At 37.0% G+C, this 20,881-nt stretch carries 14 protein-coding genes and 1 pseudogene; 6 read left to right on the plus strand and 9 right to left on the minus strand.

Annotation, left to right across the window (positions count from 1 at the left end):
* Positions 1-84 precede the first annotated feature (84 nt).
* From polA to trxA, 7 genes and pseudogenes are all read right to left on the minus strand, one after another.
* Positions 85-2,883, minus strand: a complete 2,799-nt coding sequence (gene polA / locus MT390_RS13800) for a DNA polymerase I (protein ID WP_499441704.1) — start codon at positions 2,881-2,883, stop codon at positions 85-87.
* A 381-nt stretch (positions 2,884-3,264) separates the two neighbouring features.
* Positions 3,265-4,374, minus strand: coding sequence for a 1-acyl-sn-glycerol-3-phosphate acyltransferase (locus MT390_RS13805; RefSeq protein ID WP_499441706.1), 1,110 nt, complete (start codon positions 4,372-4,374; stop codon positions 3,265-3,267).
* Positions 4,375-4,447: 73 nt separating this feature from the next.
* Positions 4,448-5,632 (minus strand): HDOD domain-containing protein, encoded by a 1,185-nt coding sequence (locus tag MT390_RS13810; protein WP_499441707.1) that lies wholly within the window; start codon positions 5,630-5,632, stop codon positions 4,448-4,450.
* 65 nt (positions 5,633-5,697) lie between these two features.
* Positions 5,698-6,393 (minus strand): NAD(P)H-flavin reductase, encoded by a 696-nt coding sequence (fre, locus tag MT390_RS13815; protein WP_166372087.1) that lies wholly within the window; start codon positions 6,391-6,393, stop codon positions 5,698-5,700.
* Between the two features lie 147 nt (positions 6,394-6,540).
* Positions 6,541-7,980: pseudogene (gene ubiD / locus MT390_RS13820) on the minus strand (4-hydroxy-3-polyprenylbenzoate decarboxylase); the annotation flags it as partial.
* 248 nt (positions 7,981-8,228) lie between these two features.
* Positions 8,229-9,497, minus strand: coding sequence for a transcription termination factor Rho (rho, locus tag MT390_RS13825; protein WP_166372085.1), 1,269 nt, complete (start codon positions 9,495-9,497; stop codon positions 8,229-8,231).
* Positions 9,498-9,662: 165 nt separating this feature from the next.
* Positions 9,663-9,989: a thioredoxin TrxA gene (gene trxA / locus MT390_RS13830; RefSeq protein ID WP_025563658.1), complete on the minus strand. Its 327-nt coding sequence runs from the start codon at positions 9,987-9,989 to the stop codon at positions 9,663-9,665.
* A 124-nt stretch (positions 9,990-10,113) separates the two neighbouring features.
* Between trxA and rhlB the strand changes: the two genes are divergently transcribed.
* The 6 genes from rhlB (at position 10,114) to MT390_RS13860 (ending at position 17,618) form a co-directional block, all read left to right on the plus strand.
* Positions 10,114-11,370 (plus strand): ATP-dependent RNA helicase RhlB, encoded by a 1,257-nt coding sequence (rhlB, locus tag MT390_RS13835; RefSeq protein WP_166372084.1) that lies wholly within the window; start codon positions 10,114-10,116, stop codon positions 11,368-11,370.
* Position 11,371: 1 nt separating this feature from the next.
* On the plus strand, positions 11,372-12,286 hold the full coding sequence (locus MT390_RS13840) for a Ppx/GppA phosphatase family protein (RefSeq protein WP_499441709.1): 915 nt from the start codon (positions 11,372-11,374) through the stop codon (positions 12,284-12,286).
* A 497-nt stretch (positions 12,287-12,783) separates the two neighbouring features.
* Positions 12,784-13,449 carry a DUF4136 domain-containing protein gene (locus MT390_RS13845; RefSeq protein ID WP_499441711.1) on the plus strand — a complete coding sequence of 222 codons (666 nt, stop codon included), beginning with the start codon at positions 12,784-12,786 and terminating at the stop codon, positions 13,447-13,449.
* A gap of 669 nt (positions 13,450-14,118) precedes the next feature.
* Positions 14,119-14,937: an MIP/aquaporin family protein gene (locus MT390_RS13850; protein WP_499441713.1), complete on the plus strand. Its 819-nt coding sequence runs from the start codon at positions 14,119-14,121 to the stop codon at positions 14,935-14,937.
* A gap of 109 nt (positions 14,938-15,046) precedes the next feature.
* The gene (glpK, locus tag MT390_RS13855; RefSeq protein ID WP_499441715.1) at positions 15,047-16,576 is read left to right on the plus strand and encodes a glycerol kinase GlpK; all 1,530 of its coding nucleotides are present in this window, start codon (positions 15,047-15,049) and stop codon (positions 16,574-16,576) included.
* A gap of 262 nt (positions 16,577-16,838) precedes the next feature.
* Entirely contained in the window at positions 16,839-17,618 is a 780-nt protein-coding gene (locus tag MT390_RS13860; protein WP_499441716.1) for a DeoR/GlpR family transcriptional regulator, read from the plus strand.
* Between the two features lie 141 nt (positions 17,619-17,759).
* On the opposite strand, the gene glpQ is transcribed toward MT390_RS13860, so the two are convergent.
* Positions 17,760-18,839 (minus strand): glycerophosphodiester phosphodiesterase, encoded by a 1,080-nt coding sequence (gene glpQ / locus MT390_RS13865; RefSeq protein WP_499441718.1) that lies wholly within the window; start codon positions 18,837-18,839, stop codon positions 17,760-17,762.
* Between the two features lie 377 nt (positions 18,840-19,216).
* The gene (gene glpT / locus MT390_RS13870; protein ID WP_166372077.1) at positions 19,217-20,587 is read right to left on the minus strand and encodes a glycerol-3-phosphate transporter; all 1,371 of its coding nucleotides are present in this window, start codon (positions 20,585-20,587) and stop codon (positions 19,217-19,219) included.
* Positions 20,588-20,881 lie beyond the last annotated feature (294 nt).

The following is a 20,881-nucleotide window of genomic DNA, read 5'->3' on the forward strand; positions in this document are numbered from 1 at the left end:
ACATATTGAGGGGAATGAGAAGAAAGCATGGACAATGTTATATCTTCATATTATTTGTCCTATTATTTTTAATTAAGTTCAAAATTAATGCGCTTCATCCCAATTATTACCAACATCTGCGTCAGCAATTAATGGCACAGCTAAATCAGCTGCATTCGCCATAATGGCTTGAATCTCTTTTGTATACTCTTCGACGCATTCTTCTTTAATCGCAAACACTAATTCATCGTGTACTTGCATGAGTATTTGAACGCTACCAGCCGGCTTTTGTTTCACCCACTCTGCCATTTTGATCATCGCTTTTTTGATAATATCAGCAGCGGTACCTTGCATCGGCGCATTGATAGCTGCGCGTTCTGCCGCTTTCTTCAACATACCATTTTTAGCATTGATATTAGGTAACTGTAGGCGACGTCCAAAGACAGTCTCTACATAGGCTTTTTCATTCGCTAACAAACGCGTATCTTCCATGTAAGTTAATACTGCTGGGTAGCGACTAAAATAACGATCCATGTAAGTTTGTGCTTCTTGACGACCAATATTTAACTGTTTTGCTAAGCCGAATGCGCTCATACCGTAAATCAAGCCAAAGTTAATGGCTTTTGCACTACGACGCTGATCAACCGTCACTTCATCAAGTGATACAGAGAATACTTCTGCAGCAGTTGCCTTATGGATATCTTTACCCGCTGAGAAAGCCGTTAATAGGCCATCATCTTGAGACAAATGCGCCATAATACGTAATTCAATTTGGCTGTAATCGGCAGCGACAATTTTATATCCCGGTTGTGCAATAAACGCTTGGCGAATACGACGACCTTCTGCACTACGGATTGGAATATTTTGTAAATTTGGATCGCTTGATGATAGACGACCAGTCACTGTGACCGCTTGATGGTAAGAAGTATGTACTCGACCTGTTTGTTCATTGACCATTAATGGCAATTTATCAGTATAAGTCGATTTTAATTTACTTAAACCACGGTGCTCAATAATCAACTTAGGTAACGGGTAAGTTAACGCTAACTCTTGAAGCACTTCTTCTGCTGTAGAAGGGGCACCTTTAGGTGTTTTCTTAATAACAGGAATATTGAGCTCTTCAAATAAAATAGTCTGTAATTGCTTCGGTGAACTCAAGTTAAAAGGTTTACCAGCTTCTTCATAAGCTAATTCTTCTAGCTCTAATAAACGTTTTGCAATTTCAACACTTTGCACACCCAGTAATTTACTATCAATTTCTACGCCGCCTCTTTCTATGTCAGATAAGACAGTTAATAGCGGCATTTCTATTTCATCTAATACCTTCAATAACTCAGGCGTTTCTTTTAAGCGTGTTTGTAACTCAAGATGTAAACGCAAAGTAATATCTGCGTCTTCAGCTGCATAAGGAGCCGCTTCTTTAATCGCTATTTGATTAAAGGTCAGTTGTTTCTTACCTTTACCAGCAATATCTTCAAAGCTGATACATTTATGGCCTAGATATTTTAACGCTAAGGTATCCATATCATGCTTACCGGTACTATCTAATACATATGACTCCAGCATAGTATCAAAAGCGATACCGCCTAATGTAATACCATGGTTAAGTAAGACACTGCGATCGTATTTAAGATTTTGACCTACTTTTTTATGTTCATCTGAGGTTAACAAAGGCGTTAGCAATTCAAGTGTCTCAGTAAAATCTAATTGTGTAGGTGCATCAATGTAATCATGCATTAATGGTAGGTAAGCGGCTTCAATAATAGGCGCGGCTTCTTCACCCACATTAGTCTGAATAGCAAAAGATAATCCAACGATTTTAGCTTGCATGTAATCTAAGCTGGTTGTTTCAGTATCAAAAGCGAATACGTCTGCTTGCTTTAATTTTTTAATCCACTGTAATAATTGGCCTTTTGTATAAATTGTTTTGTAACTATCACGATCTACCATTGATTTAGCGGCTTCTATAGGCGCAACAAACTGCCCTTCTTGAGATGAAGAAGCTTTAGCGACTAAATTATCACCTGCTAATAATGATGCTAACCAACGCTTAAATTCTAATTTTCCAAATAGTTTAATTAGCTCATCAGTATCTTGTGGGGAAGGTTTAAAATCTTCATAACCTTGGTCTAATTCAACATCTAATTTAATGGTAGCCAATAAGTAAGATAAACGCGCCATCGCTTCATTATCTGCCATCTTTTTAGCCATGGTTTTACTACCACGGAAGCCTAAATCAGCTAATTTATCTAAGTTTTCATAGATACAATCCATGTTACCTAAACCTTGTAACATTGCTAATGCGGTCTTTTCACCCACACCTGGTACACCAGGAATATTATCGACCTTATCACCCATTAATGCTAAATAATCAATGATCATTTCAGGTGGAATACCAAATTTTTCTTTAACGCCTTCAACATCTAAAGTCGTATTAGTCATGGTGTTAATTAAGAAGGTATGTTCATCAACTAATTGCGCCATATCTTTATCACCAGTACTGATCAGAGTCTTTACTCCCATCTTACTCGCTTGTAACGCTAAGGTACCGATCACATCATCCGCTTCAACACCCGGAATAGTTAAAATAGGCAAACCCATTGCTTTGATCACCGCATGTAACGGTTCTATTTGGCTACGTAAATCATCAGGCATACTCGGGCGATTGGCTTTGTATTCACCATACATATCGTCACGAAAGGTTTTTCCCTTCGCATCAAATACAACCACAATATGTGTTGGGCTAAATTGCTTTAATAAACTTTGCAGCATATTCACAACGCCGTAAACAGCCCCTGTCGCTTCACCTGCAGAATTAGTTAAGTGTGGTGGAGAAAAGAAAGCACGATATAAATAAGAGGACCCATCAACAAGTACAAAGGGATTTTCAGGAACTACAGCCATAGATTAACTACCAATCAGATAAAATTGTTACCTAGTATACCTACACGACATAAAATAGTGATCACGTTTTATTATATTGTCTTCGACAAATCATAAGTTATCAAATAAAGGTAATAGGTGACGTGTCAACCAATAGTAGAAATTAACGATTAATGATCACCTATTAATAGGTATTAGTGAAAAATAAACATTTACTTTCAACATGGAACAATCTGTGGATAACTCTGTTAATGAATTTGTTGAAAATTTGAGGCAGCACAAAACATTGAAATTAAACTTTATTTTTCAATTAGATAGAGATGAAATAAAAATGAAAAATGCACATTCAACATTTTGTTGAATGTGCATAACAAATAGAGTAAATCAGTTATTTAGGAGAAATTAGCTTGTGTAATGCCCTACAGGGTTTGCGTACATTTTTAATACGGTATCCTGTAACTCTGGTTTTATCGCTTGAATACGCGCCTTAAAGGCAGCGATTTCTTCTGCTGAAATATTATCAACATCTTGCTCTGCAGCAATCAAATTAGAAGGGTGTAAAAAGTAGTTCTGGTAAATTTGTGTATCAATTTCTTCAGCTACTTGATCCGCATTCTCAAACTCACTTTGTAATGGGGTACCGAATGAGACATGGACATGGCCTTTTTGACCTATAATGCCACTAACAATACTTTCGATATCTTCAAATTCAGTTTTTTTGTATTCTCCAAACTCTGCTTTTTCATATAACTCACGCGCTTTTTGTTGATCGCAAGGATCCAACTCGTAAGAAACAGCGACAGGAACAATATTCAAAGAATTAATATATTCAGCAAAAGGGATTTTCTGTTTTTTACCATTCACATAAAACATTTTAATGATTGCAGGATCAGTTTTATCAAAACCATCTTTTGCACGTCCTTCTTTTTGTGCAATCCAAATACTGCTATCTTCCTTTAATGAGCTACAAATATAATCTGATAAATGTGATAGTGATTTCATCATTTCACGTACACCAACCACAGAACGTTTCACAACAAAACTTTTATTCATGCGCATTAAATCTGCGACAAATGGTTTACTAAGTAAATTATCACCTATCGCAATACGTACTGTTTTAAAGTTTTCTGAATATAAAGCCCAGTTTACAAAAGAAGGATCCATTGCTATATCTCGATGATTTGAAACAAAAAGATAGTTTTTATTTGGGTCTAGATTTTGTAATCCAGAATAAGTGAAATTAGTGGTCGTAGAATCGATCATACGTTGCACGTAATGACCCATGATTTTTTGCATTTGATCGATGCTATTGATATTGCCCCACTTATACAAAAAGTAGCGACGTATTAATGGTTTTAGTAAAAACCCTAAAAACTTAGATAACTTAGAAAAACGAAAACTTAATATCGCATCAATAAACTCTTCGCTATTAATGACACGCTTGATAGCAGGCTGTATCTCTTGGTCATTATATGGACGAATATCGCTAAACTTATCGACGTTACTTGGCATGTTTTAATTCTCTATAAAATGGATGACGTATTTTACACGATTTTGACTATTTCAGCGAGTATATTTCAAACATCTACCAGTCGGGCTTAAATCGAAATAACTCTTGTTTAGACAAGAGTTTAAAAGTTGCTTGATCAATATGAGCAGTTTTAAAATAACTTGCTAACCACTCATTCTTGAATAAACGAGAAGCACGCAATTGCTCATATTTTGCAAAATAAACGGCTTTAAATAGAATTTGTCCCAACACAGAACGAGAGTCAAAATCGATATTTTCTACTTCTTCAGTTAATGCAGTGACTAAATGAGGAAAGTCCTTGGAGAATACTGGAGTCGCAAGCTTAACGCTCATAATTAGATCGGATTTAGTGATCAATAACGCCTGCAATGAGGCAAGATCAGACTTGAGGTCATGAAAAAAGTCATGGCGCATACTTTCACCTTGTTCACGAGCTTCTAGAATAAAGCGCGAGCGGACATTTTCAAATGAGACGAGGTATTGATGGAAAGCGGCAGTATAAGCAAAATTGAGCATCGCAGATAACATCTGCCCTTCATAGGGATGACGGTATCCCGCTTCTAACATTAACGAAGTACAAGTTTGACCTAAGGTCAATTGATAGCGCCACAATTTTTTGGTAAACAAACGATTATGCTGATTATAAATATTAATACGATGTTTAAACATCAACGCAGGAATTAAATACCGTAATCCATTAGTACCAATCATGCCAACAGCAGTTTGCACATCATGAACAATACGTTTTTGTCTGCCTAATAAAGCCATAAAATCTTGACTAGAAACAAGGCCAATCACATGATTACGCGCATATGGGTTACGATCTAATAACTCAGCCAATACTGAATATCGCGTTTCTTTCGCAATCAGTGCCGTTAGTAAATCAACACATTGTTGATGCATTTGTAAGTGCTCACACAATACACGTTGAGTATTACCCAGCTTTTCATCGATGGTTGTTAATAGTAATTTCTGAAAATCACGGACTAATAATGCCTCACGTCTTTGTTGTAATTTTTTTTCCTCTAACACACGCATTTTACGTTCTTTTTCAACGCTTAATAAAGTACGTTGATGCCAACCACTTGGTTGATTAGGATCGCTACCTTGTTGATCAATTTCTTGTTCATTTAGACCGTCATTATAGTCCTCTTCTTTATAGACTTTACTTTTGCCGACTAAGAAGCGAAGAAATAATTGATCGATATCTGTTGCTGCAGAGAGTACTTTATTTACCATCAAACGATTTAAACCCAGTAGTAGGTGTTAGCAAGTGATAACAAACGTTATCACTTGCTGGAGCATTAAATGAATGCAAACGCATCGCCATAGATATTATCGATTAAAGCACCTTGTTTAATGAAATCTTCACGAGCAATTTTTGCCATTTCAAAGCGACCTACAATATAAATATCAAACTCAGACAAGTCACTAAATTCATCTAATACTGCTTGATGAACATAACCTTTTTTACCCTGCCAAAATGCTTCAGGTAATTCAACAACGGGATGAAAATGGATATTTTTATGCTCGGTAGACCAGTTGATAGCTTGCTCTTCAAAATAAAAATGTGAATATTCCTTAACTCCCCAGTATAGGTAAACAGGATTCTTCAATTCAGATTCAACAATTTGCTCTAAAATCGATTTCACATAAGAGAAGCCCGTTCCACCTGCCATTAAGATAATAGGACGAGTTGAAGATTCACGTAAATAAGCTGCCCCGTTAGCAATTTCAACTTCTAATGACTCACCTGACTGCATTTTCTCAACAACTTGCATTGCATATTTATTATCTTCAGTGGCACCGATATGTAATTCAATTAAATCGCTTGAAGGTGTATTTGCAATTGAGAAATGGCGTTTATCGCCTTCTCCCATTACCACTGAAACATATTGACCCGCTTTAAAAGGTGCACTACTGGTTGGCGCTAAAAAAACACGATATAAAAACGCATTTAACTTCTCAATCGAAGCAACATTACAAGTAATTTGTGGCATTAATTTCTCTTTTAATTGTGTTGGCGGTAATGATGATTTGGGTGATGATAGCTGATCATATCATTAACATTTAATCAACTATCTATACTTGTGATCATTCAATATATAATGAGTATATTATGACAAAATATCCAACTCATTCCAAAGATCATCTATTTTTTCTTTTACGGCTTCATCCATCACAATAGGCGTACCCCATTCACGGGTAGTTTCACCAGGCCATTTGTTAGTTGCATCTAAGCCCATTTTTGAACCTAAGCCAGATACTGGAGAAGCAAAATCTAAATAATCGATAGGAGTATTATCAATCAATGTGGTATCGCGACTTGGATCCATCCGTGTGGTCACAGCCCACATAACATCATTCCAATCTCGAACATTAACATCATCATCACATACGATAATAAATTTAGTGTACATAAACTGTCGTAAGAAAGACCAAATCCCTAACATCACCCTTTTCGCATGACCAGGATAACTTTTCTTCATCGATACAACAGCCATTCGGTATGAACAGCCTTCAGGTGGCAAATAGAAATCAACAATTTCAGGGAATTGTTTTTTAATAATAGGTACAAACACTTCATTAAGCGCCACGCCAAGTATTGCTGGTTCATCTGGCGGACGTCCAGTATAAGTACTGTGATAAATAGGGTCTTTTCTAGTTGTAACATGGGTTACTGTCATCACTTGAAAGTCATCAACTTCATTGTAATAACCAGTATGATCGCCATAGGGTCCTTCAGGTGCTTCTTCACCTGGCATCAAATAACCTTCTAAAATCATTTCAGCCGTAGCAGGCACATCTAAATCATTGCTTAAACAACTAGCGACTTTAGTACGGGAACCACGTAACAAACCAGCAAAAGCATATTCAGATAAGGTATCTGGAACAGGTGTTACAGCCCCTAAAATAGTCGCAGGATCAGCTCCTAAAGCAACACTCACGGGGAACGGTTTACCCGGATTTGCTTCTTGCCATTCACGAAAATCAATTGCACCACCACGGTGTGATAACCAACGCATGATAATTTTATTTTTAGAGATCAACTGTTGACGATAGATACCGAGGTTTTGGCGTTTTTTATAAGGACCTCTAGTGATTGTTAACCCCCAAGTGATTAACGGAGCAACATCACCAGGCCAACATTTCATAATAGGTAGTTTAGTTAAATCAACATCATCACCTTGCATCACAACTTCTTGACAAGCAGGTGAACTTACCTTTTTGGTTGGCATATTTAATACTTGTTTGAAAATAGGTAACTTTTCCCACATCGCCTTTAAGCCTTTAGGTGGCTCAGGCTCTTTTAAATAAGCAAGCCATTCACCAACTTCACGTAATTCACTCACTTTTTCTTTACCCATTGCTAATGCAACACGTTCAGTGGTACCAAAGAGATTAGTTAATACAGGCGTGTCGTAACCTTTAGGATTTTCAAACAACAAAGCAGGTCCGCCAGCACGTAGCGTACGGTCGGATATTTCAGTCATTTCTAAATTCGGGTCTATTTCTTGGCTAATACGTTTTAATAGCCCTTTTTCTTCTAGTTGATTTAAAAAATCACGCAAATCATCAAACTTCATATTCACCTGCTTATTATATTGAACGATTACATCTTGTTATGTGAGTCATTATCTAAGATTAATACGAAAGATAGTCAATAACTGATCAAGTTTACTGATAAAAATAAGTAATGTCTTAATTGAATAGAAGAATCTTGATAATTCGACTCAATTGCTTATCCATACTCTTGCGATAAGTATCCAAGACAAAATTTAAAGTAAAAAAAACGCTACCTAAGTAGCGTTATTATTCGATAAGACAAAATCAATTATTTTGCTTTTTGATTTTTCATTGCATCAAAGAAGCTATCGTTGGTTTTACTCAAGCCTAACTTATCGATCATGAATTCAGTTGCGCCAATTTCACCCATAGGATGAACAATCTTACGCAGGATCCACATACGCTGTAATTCGTCAGACTTAGTCAATAACTCTTCACGACGAGTACCAGAGCGAGTGATATCAATCGCAGGATAAACACGTTTTTCAGCTAACTTACGATTTAGATGAATTTCAGAGTTACCTGTACCTTTAAATTCTTCATAGATAACTTCATCCATTTTAGAACCCGTATCGATAAGTGCAGTAGCAAGGATAGTTAAACTACCACCTTCTTCTACATTACGAGCAGCACCAAAGAAACGCTTAGGGCGATGTAATGCATTGGCATCAACACCACCTGTTAGTACTTTACCTGAGCTTGGAATAACGGTGTTATAAGCACGTGCGAGACGTGTAATTGAATCCAGTAAAATAACCACGTCTTTTTTATGTTCAACAAGACGTTTTGCTTTTTCGATAACCATTTCAGCAACTTGAACGTGTCGACTAGCAGGCTCATCAAATGTTGATGCCACTACTTCACCACGTACTAAGCGACGCATTTCAGTTACTTCTTCTGGGCGCTCATCGATTAATAAAACAATCAGTTCAGCTTCAGGATAATTAATTGAAATACTTTGCGCGATATTTTGTAGCAACATCGTTTTACCGGCTTTTGGCGGTGCCACGATCAAACCACGTTGACCTTTACCAATCGGTGAAACTAAATCTAAAATACGTGCAGTAATATCTTCAGTACTACCACTACCATTCTCTAAACGGAAACGCTCATCTGGATGGATAGGAGTTAAGTTTTCAAATAAGATTTTATTACGGGAGCTTTCTGGTTTGTCGAAATTGACTTGCATAATTTTCAGCAATGCAAAATAACGTTCGCCTTCTTTAGGCGGTCTTATTTTACCTTCAACACTGTCACCAGTTCGTAAATTGAAACGACGAATTTGACTAGGAGAAATGTAGATATCATCTGGGCCAGCTAAATAAGAGCTGTCAGAGCTACGTAAGAAGCCAAAACCATCTTGTAAAATTTCTAAAACACCAGCACCGAAAATATCAGCACCACTTTTAGCATGGGCTTTTAATATTGCGAAGATAATATCTTGTTTTCTAAGGCGGGCTAAATTTTCAAGCCCCATAGAACTTCCAAGCTCAACAAGCTCAGGAACGGGAGTATTTTTTAATTCGGTTAGATTCATAATTCTTTTGATGTTTTAATATGGATTAAATGGGTAGATAACGTGTGTTTGAATAGCTTAAATATGAATTGCTCATAATTTGAGCGTAAAGGTAGCATTAATAATTGGAACTGTCCAGAATGAAGATTAAGCTAGATTAACTTAACCTCATTCTGAGTAGAGTATTTAAACGTTAGCGTCTAAAAACTCTGTAAGTTGTGATTTAGAAAGTGCGCCAACCTTAGTTGCAGCCACTTTTCCATCTTTAAATAATAATAAAGTTGGGATACCACGAATACCAAATTTTGGTGGTGTTTCACTGTTTTGATCGATGTTTAATTTACCAACAGTTACTTTCCCTGCATATTCAACAGCGACTTCACTTAAAATTGGTGCAATCATTTTACAAGGACCACACCATTCAGCCCAAAAGTCCACTAAAACAGGACCAGCTGCATTTACAACGTCAGTGTCAAAACTTGCATCACTTAAAGTTACGATATTTTCGCTCATTTTTATCTCCAGAAAAGATTTACTAGTAGAAAGTTATTATAACATGCTCACTGGTAAAATATATTTTTTGATATTTGAATCGATCTCAATATTTATTGCAAGTATAAACTGCTATGCTCTGCAAATGAATAAAACACACCTAACTCAAACAAAATTTTCAGACTTGCCTCTAGAGCCAAGTCTACTTTCAGGTTTAACTGCTATAGGTTTTGAATACTGTACGCCGATTCAAGCTTTGTCACTGCCAATTACCTTACAAGGTAAAGATATTGCAGGCCAAGCTCAGACGGGTACAGGCAAAACTTTGGCATTTCTACCTGCCGTTTTCCATCACCTATTAACTAACGATGTACCTGAAAATCGCCGTAAGAACCAACCTAGGGCTATTATTCTAGCACCTACACGTGAACTTGCGATTCAAATACATAAAGATGCAATTACTCTTTCAGAGTCAACTTCTTTACGCCTTGGTTTAGCATATGGGGGCGAGAAAGTTGAAATTCAACAAAATAAACTAGAAAAAGGCGTTGATATCTTAATTGGCACTACGGGGCGTATCATCGACTTCGTTAAACAAGGTGTCATTAACTTAGATTCGATACAAAGTGTTGTCCTAGATGAAGCAGATCGTATGTTCGATTTGGGCTTTATTAAAGATATTCGTTATTTATTCCGTCGTATGCCAGCCGCTGATAAGCGTTTAAACCTATTATTTTCTGCTACCTTGTCACACAAAGTACAAGAGCTTGCATTTGAACATATGAACAGCCCAGAGCATGTTCAAATTGAACCTGAAGTGATGACTTCAGCTAATATCACTGAAGAACTATTTTACCCATCAAACGAAGATAAAATGTTGTTATTACTTAGTTTAATGGAAGATGAATGGCCAGAAAAAGCGATTGTTTTCGCTAATACTAAACATGCTTGTGAAAAAGTATGGGGATATTTAGCGGGTGACGGTCACCGTGCAGGCCTATTAACTGGCGATGTACCGCAGAAAAAACGTGAGCATATTCTCGAACAATTCACTCAAGGTGATGTGGATATTCTGATCGCAACGGATGTTGCAGCACGTGGTTTACACATCCCAAAAGTATCACACGTTTTTAACTTTGACTTACCCGATGACTGTGAAGATTATGTTCATCGAATTGGTCGAACTGGCCGTGCGGGTGAAAAAGGATTAGCGATAAGTTTAGCCTGTGAAAAATATGTGTTTAATTTACCTGCCATTGAAGAGTATATTAAGCATAATATTCCCGTTAGCGAATACGATAAAGACTCACTATTAGATTCTTTACCAGTGATGAAAGTAACTAAATATAAAGTTCATCCAAATAATCGCAAAGACAACTATCATAGGTCACATAAAAGATAATATGGCAACAGCGCGTTATACCATTATTGATTTAGGCTCGAACAGTTTCCACATGCTTACAGTCACCAAACAAGCTAATGGTTTTAACGTCGTATCAAAGCATAAGCAAAAAGTACGCTTAGCTGCCGGGTTAAATGGGCAAAAACAACTTGATTTAGCCACCATGGAAAAAGGTTGGGCTTGCCTACAAGACTTCAGACTATTGTTGGATGAGATTCAACCTGTCTGTATTCTCATTACTGCCACCGCAGCCCTGCGCATTGCTACTAATAAACAACTTTTCTTAAATACTGCACAAGATATTCTCAACCACCCTATTAATCTTATTTCAGGTATTCAAGAAGCTGAAACGATTTTTAAAGGCGTTTCTTTTACTGAAAAAACTGAAAAAGAACTGTTAGTGATCGACATTGGTGGCGCAAGTACTGAGTTGGTATTAGGAAAAGGTAACCACATTCATGTCGCTAATAGTTTGGATATTGGCTGTGTTACTTGGTTAAATCATTATTTTGCTGACGGTTTGTTAAGTGAATATAATTTTAATAATGCAATAAATGCAGCAAAGCAGGTGATTTCAACTGTCAAATCACAATATACAACACACCAATGGCAACTAACGTTAGGCGCATCAGGCACTATTCAAGCGGTTAATGAAGTCAATCAAGCTCAGCACTTAAGCCAAGAGTTGTCGTTACAACTGCTACACAACATTAAGCAACAATGTATACAATGCCACACCATACAAGGGCTCAATATTGTTGGCTTAGAAGAATCCAGAATGCCTGTTTTTGCTAGTGGGTTAGCTATTTTAATCGCACTATTTGAATCCTTGAATATTCGGTCAATGCATCTTTCCAATGGCGCACTTCGTGAAGGTTTAATCAGTATGATGTTTAATGGACAAACGCATTTTTAAGCAAATGTGAACACCCTTTTTTGCTAAGCAGGATTTACTTTTATTGGTCTAGTGAGTTGTTAACTAGCAACCTCAATACGCTTCATTCGATACAAAGCTAAATTCCACGTCATATTAAAAATTAGTATTAAAAAGACCAATGTTAAAAACCTATGTTAAAAATCAACATTAAAATTAAAGTTAAAAACCGTGTTAAAAATAAATATTTAAGGTAAAAATCATCTCTGATCATTACAATATTGTTTAATGATTTGATATGACTATTAGAGCCAACTCACGGTTCAAACAGTCTTTTCTGTCATCATGTTTTACATCATAGACACTATGCTAGATTATTCATTCATGAATGTATGAAGTGCGAAGCTGAAATATAATTGAAACTTAGTTGCAACATAGTCTCATCAGCGCTTTGCTTATCCTGAGTAGAAATACATTAATCAAAGGGTCATCAATCGTACGCTATGAATAAAATGTTAAGTTATTAATGAGGATTTATAATGGAATACCTACAACGATTTGTCCTACTTTCATTAATACTTTTTATTTCGGCCTGTTCAACGCTTAAGGTTGACACTAAAACGACCGCTTTTTATCAACAGAATTACAATAGCTCAGGTAACATATTTGTAGTGTCTGCGGATATTGATAAAAACAACTCATTAGAGTTTGCGAATTATAAAAAGAAAATTGAAACCCAACTCGCAATGGTGGGTTATTCAATTGTAAACAATGCAAACGCAGCCCAATACATAGCTATTGTCGCCTATGGAATAGACAATGGTAAAACCTCCGTTGTGCTAACACCCATTTTTGGCCCCTACGCCTTTTATACAGATGAAGATGACAAGCGAAGCGCCTTTCCTGGTCGTCGTTATGTCATGCCGCAATACGCAGCAACCAGTAAACCTGCTAACTTAATTACGCTGTACACTATTTCTTTTGCATTAGACATTGTCGAAGCTGAATCTTTAAAACCTAGTTCCACATCTGTCGCCAACAAAAATCAAGCAAAGAAAGTCTATGAATCACGAGTGAAAAGCATCGGAGAGTGCGATGTTATTGCAGGTGTATTCGATCAATTATTAGCCGCTATGTTTAAAGACTTCCCAGGAGAAAATGGCAAAACAAAAGCCCAAACTATTCGTTATGAGGGCGAATGTTAATTTTTACTTAAACAAGTACAAAAATAATAAAAGTGAAAAGTAACATTATATCTACACTTGAATTTGAAAATTTTAGTTTTAAGTTTTAAGTTTTGCAGTTTAACGCTGTGCGATTTTCTTCACTCTCACCTAACCTACAACAAGAGAGGACAATTTAAAACCACCTAGAGCGGCATAGACTACCTAAAATTATAGTTCTCGGGCAAAATAGATAAGAGCGTATGAATGTTAATAAACTTTGGTATTTAAACAACGACATCAATCAATACGTCTCCCCTGCACACATTAAAACCTTTCTCTTTCATTTGTTGAAATGGCTTAAATAACTCAAGCCCCTTTAAAATGCGCACATTCGAACATTATTTAACCGAGTAATAGATCAATCATTTAATTAATCACTCACCTCCCCAATAAGCAAAAATAGTAGATTAACCTCTAAAAAACCAAATTAAATCAGCAAAAAAGCGCCCAAAATCACTAAATAAATAATTTAAGCTTTACATCCACGCAACAACCCTCACCTCAGAAAGCGCATAAAAAAGCTCGATTTAGAACAAAACGCGACCGAACGCTCAAAAAATGATTGAAAATGTAGCTAATTTGTTAATCATAAGTATCTTTGCTTACATCAAAACACATTCACACATTGAGATAAGGGAAGGGGTTAAAATGAGTAAACAACATTCATTACTAGGCCAATGTATTGCAGAGTTTATAGGTACAGGGCTATTAATATTTTTTGGTGTAGGATGCGTTGCAGCGCTAGTATTAGCCGGTGCAAGTTTTGGCCAATGGGAAATTAGCATCATGTGGGGTATGGGAGTGGCAATTGCTATTTACTGTACAGCGGGAGTATCAGGTGCACATATTAATCCAGCAGTAACAATCGCACTGGCTATATTTCATGGTTTTGATAAACAGAAAGTATTACCGTATGTTATCTCACAACTGTTAGGTGCATTTTGTTCAGCAGCATTGATCTACGCTCTTTACAGCAACCTGTTTACTGATTATGAAATCGCACATGGTTTCTTGCGCAGCAGTGAAGCGGCTTTGTCTACCGCAGGTATTTTCTCAACTTATCCACATCCATCATTATCTATATTTGGTGCATTCTCTGTTGAATTTGTAATCACGGCAGTACTAATGTTCGTAATTTTAGCATTAGGTGATGAAAACAATGGCGCACCTCGTGGCGCACTAAACCCTGTATTGATCGGTGTTTTAATTGCCGTCATTGGTGGTTCTTTAGGCCCGCTAACGGGCTTTGCGATGAACCCTGCGCGTGACTTCGGACCAAAATTATTTGCTTATTTAGCAGGATGGGATTTTGCATTAAGCGGAGCTAAAGACATACCGTACTTTATAGTGCCTATCTTAGGTCCAATCTGCGGTGCTTGTTTTGGTGCATGGGTATACCCGAAAGTAATCTCTCCCTACCTACCAGAAACAGGGCATGGTTGCACTATTCCAAATGAATGTGATTAAAAAACAATAAAATACAAATAGGTAAAGATCAAAACCTTTACATAGATAACTATAAAATTTTTAAAGAGTGATTATATTACTCAAACCAACTGAAAAAAGGAAAAATATAATGACAGATAAAAAATATATTGTTGCGCTGGACTCAGGTACAACTAGCTCTCGCGCAGTAATTCTTGACCACGATGCCAACATTGTCAGTGTTTCCCAGCGTGAATTCACACAAATTTATCCACATTCAGGCTGGGTTGAGCATGACCCTATGGAAATTTATGCGACACAAAGTGGCGTACTAACTGAAGCATTAGCAAAAGCAAGTATTAGCAGTGATCAAGTCGCAGGTATTGGTATCACTAACCAACGTGAAACTGCAATTGTATGGAACAAAGAAACAGGTAAGCCAGTTTATAATGCGATTGTTTGGCAATGTCGTCGTACAGCGGCTATTTGTGAAGAATTAAAAGCACAAGGGTTAGAAGAATACGTGCGTGAAAACACAGGCTTAATGCTTGACCCTTACTTCTCAGGTACCAAAATAAAATGGATTTTGGACAATGTAGAGGGTGCTCGTGAAGATGCTGAAGCTGGAAAATTATTATTTGGTACCGTTGATACTTGGTTAATTTGGAAAATGACACAGGGTAAAGTACATGTAACGGACTACACCAACGCATCACGTACGATGTTATTCAACATCAACACATTAGAATGGGATGAGAAACTATTAAAAGATTTCGGCATTCCAAGATCCATGATGGCTGAAGTGAAAAGCTCTTCAGAAGTTTACGGTAAAACGAACATTGGTGGTAAAGGTGGAACTCGTATTCCTATTGCCGGTATTGCTGGGGACCAACAGGCAGCATTGTACGGACACATGTGTGTAGAAAAAGGCCAAGCAAAAAACACTTACGGCACAGGTTGTTTCTTGTTAATGAATACAGGTAAAGAGAAAATAACATCAGCAAATGGCCTATTAACAACAATAGCTTGTGGTCCTAGAGGTGAAGCAGCTTACGCACTGGAAGGTGCAGTATTCATGGGTGGCGCTTCAATCCAATGGTTACGTGATGAACTGAAGTTAATCTCGGATGCAAAAGATTCTGAATACTTTGCAACTAAAGTTGACTCTTCTAACGGCGTTTATGTAGTCCCTGCCTTTACAGGTTTAGGCGCACCATATTGGGACCCGTATGCTCGAGGAACAATCGTAGGTTTAAATCGAGGCACTAATTCTAACCATATTATTCGAGCAACATTAGAAAGTATTGCTTATCAAACACGTGATGTGCTTGACGCAATGCAAGCAGATTCAAAGATCCAGCTAGCTTCATTACGAGTTGATGGTGGTGCAGTAGCAAATAACTTCTTAATGCAGTTCCAATCTGATGTACTAAATACTGCGGTTCATCGCCCTGCAGTTACTGAAGTAACAGCGCTGGGTGCAGCCTACCTTGCAGGTATTGCTGTTGGTTTCTGGGATGGTTTAGAAGAGCTAAAAGATAAAGCAACTATAGAACGTTCATTTGAACCTAAAGCCGTGCAAGAAAAACGTCAGCAACGTTACAACGGTTGGAAACGAGCAATCAAATGTGCCATGGTATGGGCTGATCTTCACAACGAAAACAACGAAGAGACACCATAAGTCACACATATAAAGTTGATTTTATTAATGAGAAAATTGACTAATTAACAATAAAAAGAGCATCTTAGGATGCTCTTTTTGATATAAATCCCCTCTTCCCTTTTCAAAAGGGCATCATTACACGCAACAAAAGACGATTTATTTCTAATTCGAAAATAAAGCGTTGCCTAGCACTCATAAATTTTGTAATTTCTTGCTATTCACCGATGGCGCAGTAAACTTGTTTTATTGAATTTAGCCAGTAACGCAAGGAACAATATTCGTGAAGCAGACAACAAGACATAAGGAAATAATAAAACTCGTACAAAAAAATGGATATATCAGTACTGATAATCTAGTTGAACACTTCAACGTTAGCCCGCAAACCATTCGACGCGATCTTAACGAACTCGCAGACGAGAATAAAATACGCCGTCATCACGGTGGAGCAACAACACAACAAAGCTCTGTTAATACCGCTTATAGTGCTCGTAAAGTAATGCAATCACATGAAAAAGACTCCATTGCAGAGGCATTAGTCAAACACATTCCCGATGGCGCTACTTTATTTATTGATATTGGTACTACACCGGAATCAATTGCTAAAGAATTGGTCAAAAAACACAAGGATTTACGTGTTGTAACGAATAATATTAATGTTGCCGGTATTTTAATGGGTAATGAAGACTTTAAAGTCATTCTCGCCGGTGGCGAAGTACGCAACAAGGATGGTGGGATTGTCGGTGAGGCAACACTGGATTTCATTAAACAGTTTCGACTAGATTTTGGTATTCTCGGGATTAGTGGTATTGATTATGACGGTTCTTTATTAGACTTTGACTACCATGAAGTACGTGTTAAAAAAGCGATTATAGAGAATAGCCGCCGTATTTATTTGGCAGTAGATCATACTAAATTTGGCCGTAATGCGATGGTTAACTTAGGAAATATCAGCGAGTTAGATATGTTAATAACGGACCTTACACCGCCAGATGAAATTGTCGCCATCTTAAAAGAACATAACATTCCTTTGGAAGTAACTTCGTCTAAAGCCAAGCTTTAATAGGTCTAAAAACGACTTAATTTTATCCTTTTATAGGAAAGAATATAGGGAAAAAATAAAAGCACTTACAACATGCTAAGTGCTTTTCAGATTAGACTTTTTTCACATTAAACTTCATTGAGCATGCGAAAGACGCTCGATTTATTGTTTATCTAGCTTTAAAAAGTTAACCGCACGATCAGGGAAATCAGTGAAGACACCATCAACATTGGCTTTGTTGTAGAAAATATCTAATAAATCTTCAAAGTTTTCTGCATAAGCAGGAATTCTTCCTTCATCCAACCTGAAAGTATAAGGATGAACTTCCATACCAGCATCATGTGCATCCTTAACTAAAGAAGTGAATACAAGCTCATCTTTAGTGGACTCAGGAGCAACGACCATTGGCTTCCATGGACCCACACCATCAGCATATTCAGCAATCTTTTTCATTGCATCAGGTTTGAACATCCAATCATAATTATAAGGTTGCGCCTTACCATCTTGATATTCCATTGTCTCATTCCAGCTGGTTTCAGCCATCAATTGAACCAATTTAACATCCAAGCCTAATTCAGGTAATAGTTGCGTTTTAACACGCTTTAATTCATTCGCATCAAAGGATTGAAAATAAGCTAAGTCGGATTTTTTCGTATAACCATATTTTTTAAAGACCTTTAATACTGCTGCACTAATATCCTTACCTTCATGACGATGTAACCAAGGCGCTTTCACTTCAACATAAATACCTACATTGTTACCTGTGCTAGCATTCAAACCTTGAATCAATTCAATTTCATTTTCTAAAGTATGTACTTTGAACTGCGATTTCCAAAGAGGGAAGCGTTTAGGATAAACAGCCGTTGCTTTGCCATCTTTGATCTTAAAGGCTTCTGTCATATTTAGCTTTTTAATTTCATCCAAGGTGAAATCTATAGCGTAATAACGGCCATCTTCACGTTTACGATCTGGGTAAACATCAGCAACGTTAGTAACACCATCTAGATAATGATCATGTAAAATAACTAACGCGTTATCTTTAGTCATCACTACATCTTGTTCGATATAATCAACGCCCATAGCATAAGCCATAGATTTTGCTGCCATGCTGTGCTCAGGTAAGTAACCACTTGCACCACGATGGGCAACCACGATTTTATCTGCATAAGCACTGCTGATAATAGGTAGTGCTACAATTATTCCTAAGCATAATTTTTTAAAACGGGGTAATTTTGTAAACATCGTTTGATCCATCCTTATCATAAAATGTAACCGCTAAATAACGGCTGACTTATACCAACTTTATTAACTATTTGATCAATCATTGGGCAGGAAAAATGCTTCAATTTAAAGCAAAGGTTTAAAGCAAAGATTGCGCTAAACTGTTATTCCCTTTGCAAAACTTCTAACGCAGAAGTGAAGCATTCTAACCAACAAAAATGATCGGCTATTTAACAGTATTGGTATTATTACCAATCCTTAATGCAATTAAGCATTCATAGATTGCTATGGTTAAAAAAACAAACCCGTATTAGCGATGAACCAATACGGGTTTTAGTCTTAATTTCAATAAGTTAAGATTGTTTTAATTCATATGTATAACATTTAATTACATAGACTTAAACGGTTTTACTTTCTAAATCTAACTTACGTTGCTTATGGATCTTATTTTCGCCAAACATAGCAAGCGTTAAGAAGAATATAGATAAACCACATGCAATTACGATGACTAAGAATCCACCATCCCAACCGAATATATCTACCGTGTAACCTAATAATGCATTAGCCGCTACCGCACCACCAAGGTAACCAAATAATCCAGTTAAACCAGCCGCTGTACCCGCTGCTTTTTTAGGCGCAAGTTCCAGCGCGTATAAACCGATTAACATAACAGGACCATAAATTAAGAAACCAATCGCAACTAAGGCAGCCATATCAACCATTGGATTACCAGCAGGGTTGAACCAATAAATTAACACAGCAATAGTTACTAATAGCATGAATAAAATACCAGCTGGTGCACGACGACCTTTAAATAATTTATCAGAAATTACACCGCACAATAACGTGCCAGGAATACCAGCCCACTCGTATAAAAAGTAAGCCCATGAAGATTTATCAACAGAGAACTCTTTTACTTCACTTAAATAAACAGGTGCCCAGTCAAGTACACCGTAACGAATTAAGTAAACAAATGCGTTGGCGATCGCGATAAACCATAATAATTTATTATTGAATACGTACTTAAAGAAGATTTCTTTTGCTGTCATCTCTTTTTCAAAAGACTCTGTATAGTTATCAGGGTAATCATCTTTGTATTCTTCGATGGCCGGTAAACCACAAGACTGTGGAGTATCTTTCATTGTTAAGAAAGTAAAAACAGCAACTAATAAAGCAAAGAAAGCTGGAACATAAAAAGCGGCACGCCAATCATCATTAAAAGCCCATAAGCCTAAAAGGAATAATGGACCAATTAACCCACCACCAACATTATGTGCAACATTCCAAACCGACACTATGCCACCACGTTCTTTATGCGACCACCAATGCACCATGGTTCGACCACAAGCAGGCCACCCCATTCCTTGGAACCATCCATTTAAGAATAAAAGGATAAACATAGCGGTAATACTGCTGGTTGCCCAAGGCATGAAACCAAAACACAGCATCACTAAAGCAGACATCATCAAACCGGCGCTCAAAAAATAACGAGGATTAGAACGATCTGAGATATTCCCCATTAAAAATTTAGATAACCCATAGGCAATAGAAACAGATGCCAGCGCAACCCCAAGATCACCGCGACTATAACCATATTCTTCAATCAAAAAAGGCATCGCCAAACTGAAGTTTTTACGTACTAAATAATAACCTGCGTAACCAATAAAGATACTTAAGAACAATTGCCAACGTAAGCGTTTGTACAATGGATCTACTTGGTTTTCAGGCAGGCGATCAATATGCGCCATTGGCCGAAAAATGTTTAACATAACGGGTATTCCTTGGGTAAATGAGGACGGTATAAGAATCATTGGCTAGTTTTTATACAAGAGAATATTCCTCTCGCGACATCAACTGCTTTATGAGCGCAATATAGTTCGAACGAACATAAAATACTGCCAAATGGATCACAATCGAAAACAAAATGATTCAAATCAACAAAAAAAGCACAATAACATGCTAATCACGGTAATACCTTGAAAAAATTGATTAAAAAATTAAAAAAATAAAGTAAATAAAGTAAATAAAGCGACAATAGCATTTTTAAGTTATTACCTTCACCC

Source organism: Vibrio sp. 2-Bac 85 (genome assembly GCF_037546705.1).
GTDB lineage: Bacteria > Pseudomonadota > Gammaproteobacteria > Enterobacterales > Psychromonadaceae > Psychromonas.

Coding starts and splice junctions, on each gene's coding strand:
- polA (WP_499441704.1), bottom strand. CDS start 2,883: ATGGCTGTAGTTCCTGAAAATCCCTTTGTACTTGTTGATGGGTCCTCT.
- MT390_RS13805 (WP_499441706.1), bottom strand. CDS start 4,374: ATGCCAAGTAACGTCGATAAGTTTAGCGATATTCGTCCATATAATGAC.
- MT390_RS13810 (WP_499441707.1), bottom strand. CDS start 5,632: ATGGTAAATAAAGTACTCTCTGCAGCAACAGATATCGATCAATTATTT.
- fre (WP_166372087.1), bottom strand. CDS start 6,393: ATGCCACAAATTACTTGTAATGTTGCTTCGATTGAGAAGTTAAATGCG.
- rho (WP_166372085.1), bottom strand. CDS start 9,497: ATGAATCTAACCGAATTAAAAAATACTCCCGTTCCTGAGCTTGTTGAG.
- trxA (WP_025563658.1), bottom strand. CDS start 9,989: ATGAGCGAAAATATCGTAACTTTAAGTGATGCAAGTTTTGACACTGAC.
- rhlB (WP_166372084.1), top strand. CDS start 10,114: ATGAATAAAACACACCTAACTCAAACAAAATTTTCAGACTTGCCTCTA.
- MT390_RS13840 (WP_499441709.1), top strand. CDS start 11,372: ATGGCAACAGCGCGTTATACCATTATTGATTTAGGCTCGAACAGTTTC.
- MT390_RS13845 (WP_499441711.1), top strand. CDS start 12,784: ATGGAATACCTACAACGATTTGTCCTACTTTCATTAATACTTTTTATT.
- MT390_RS13850 (WP_499441713.1), top strand. CDS start 14,119: ATGAGTAAACAACATTCATTACTAGGCCAATGTATTGCAGAGTTTATA.
- glpK (WP_499441715.1), top strand. CDS start 15,047: ATGACAGATAAAAAATATATTGTTGCGCTGGACTCAGGTACAACTAGC.
- glpQ (WP_499441718.1), bottom strand. CDS start 18,839: ATGTTTACAAAATTACCCCGTTTTAAAAAATTATGCTTAGGAATAATT.
- glpT (WP_166372077.1), bottom strand. CDS start 20,587: ATGTTAAACATTTTTCGGCCAATGGCGCATATTGATCGCCTGCCTGAA.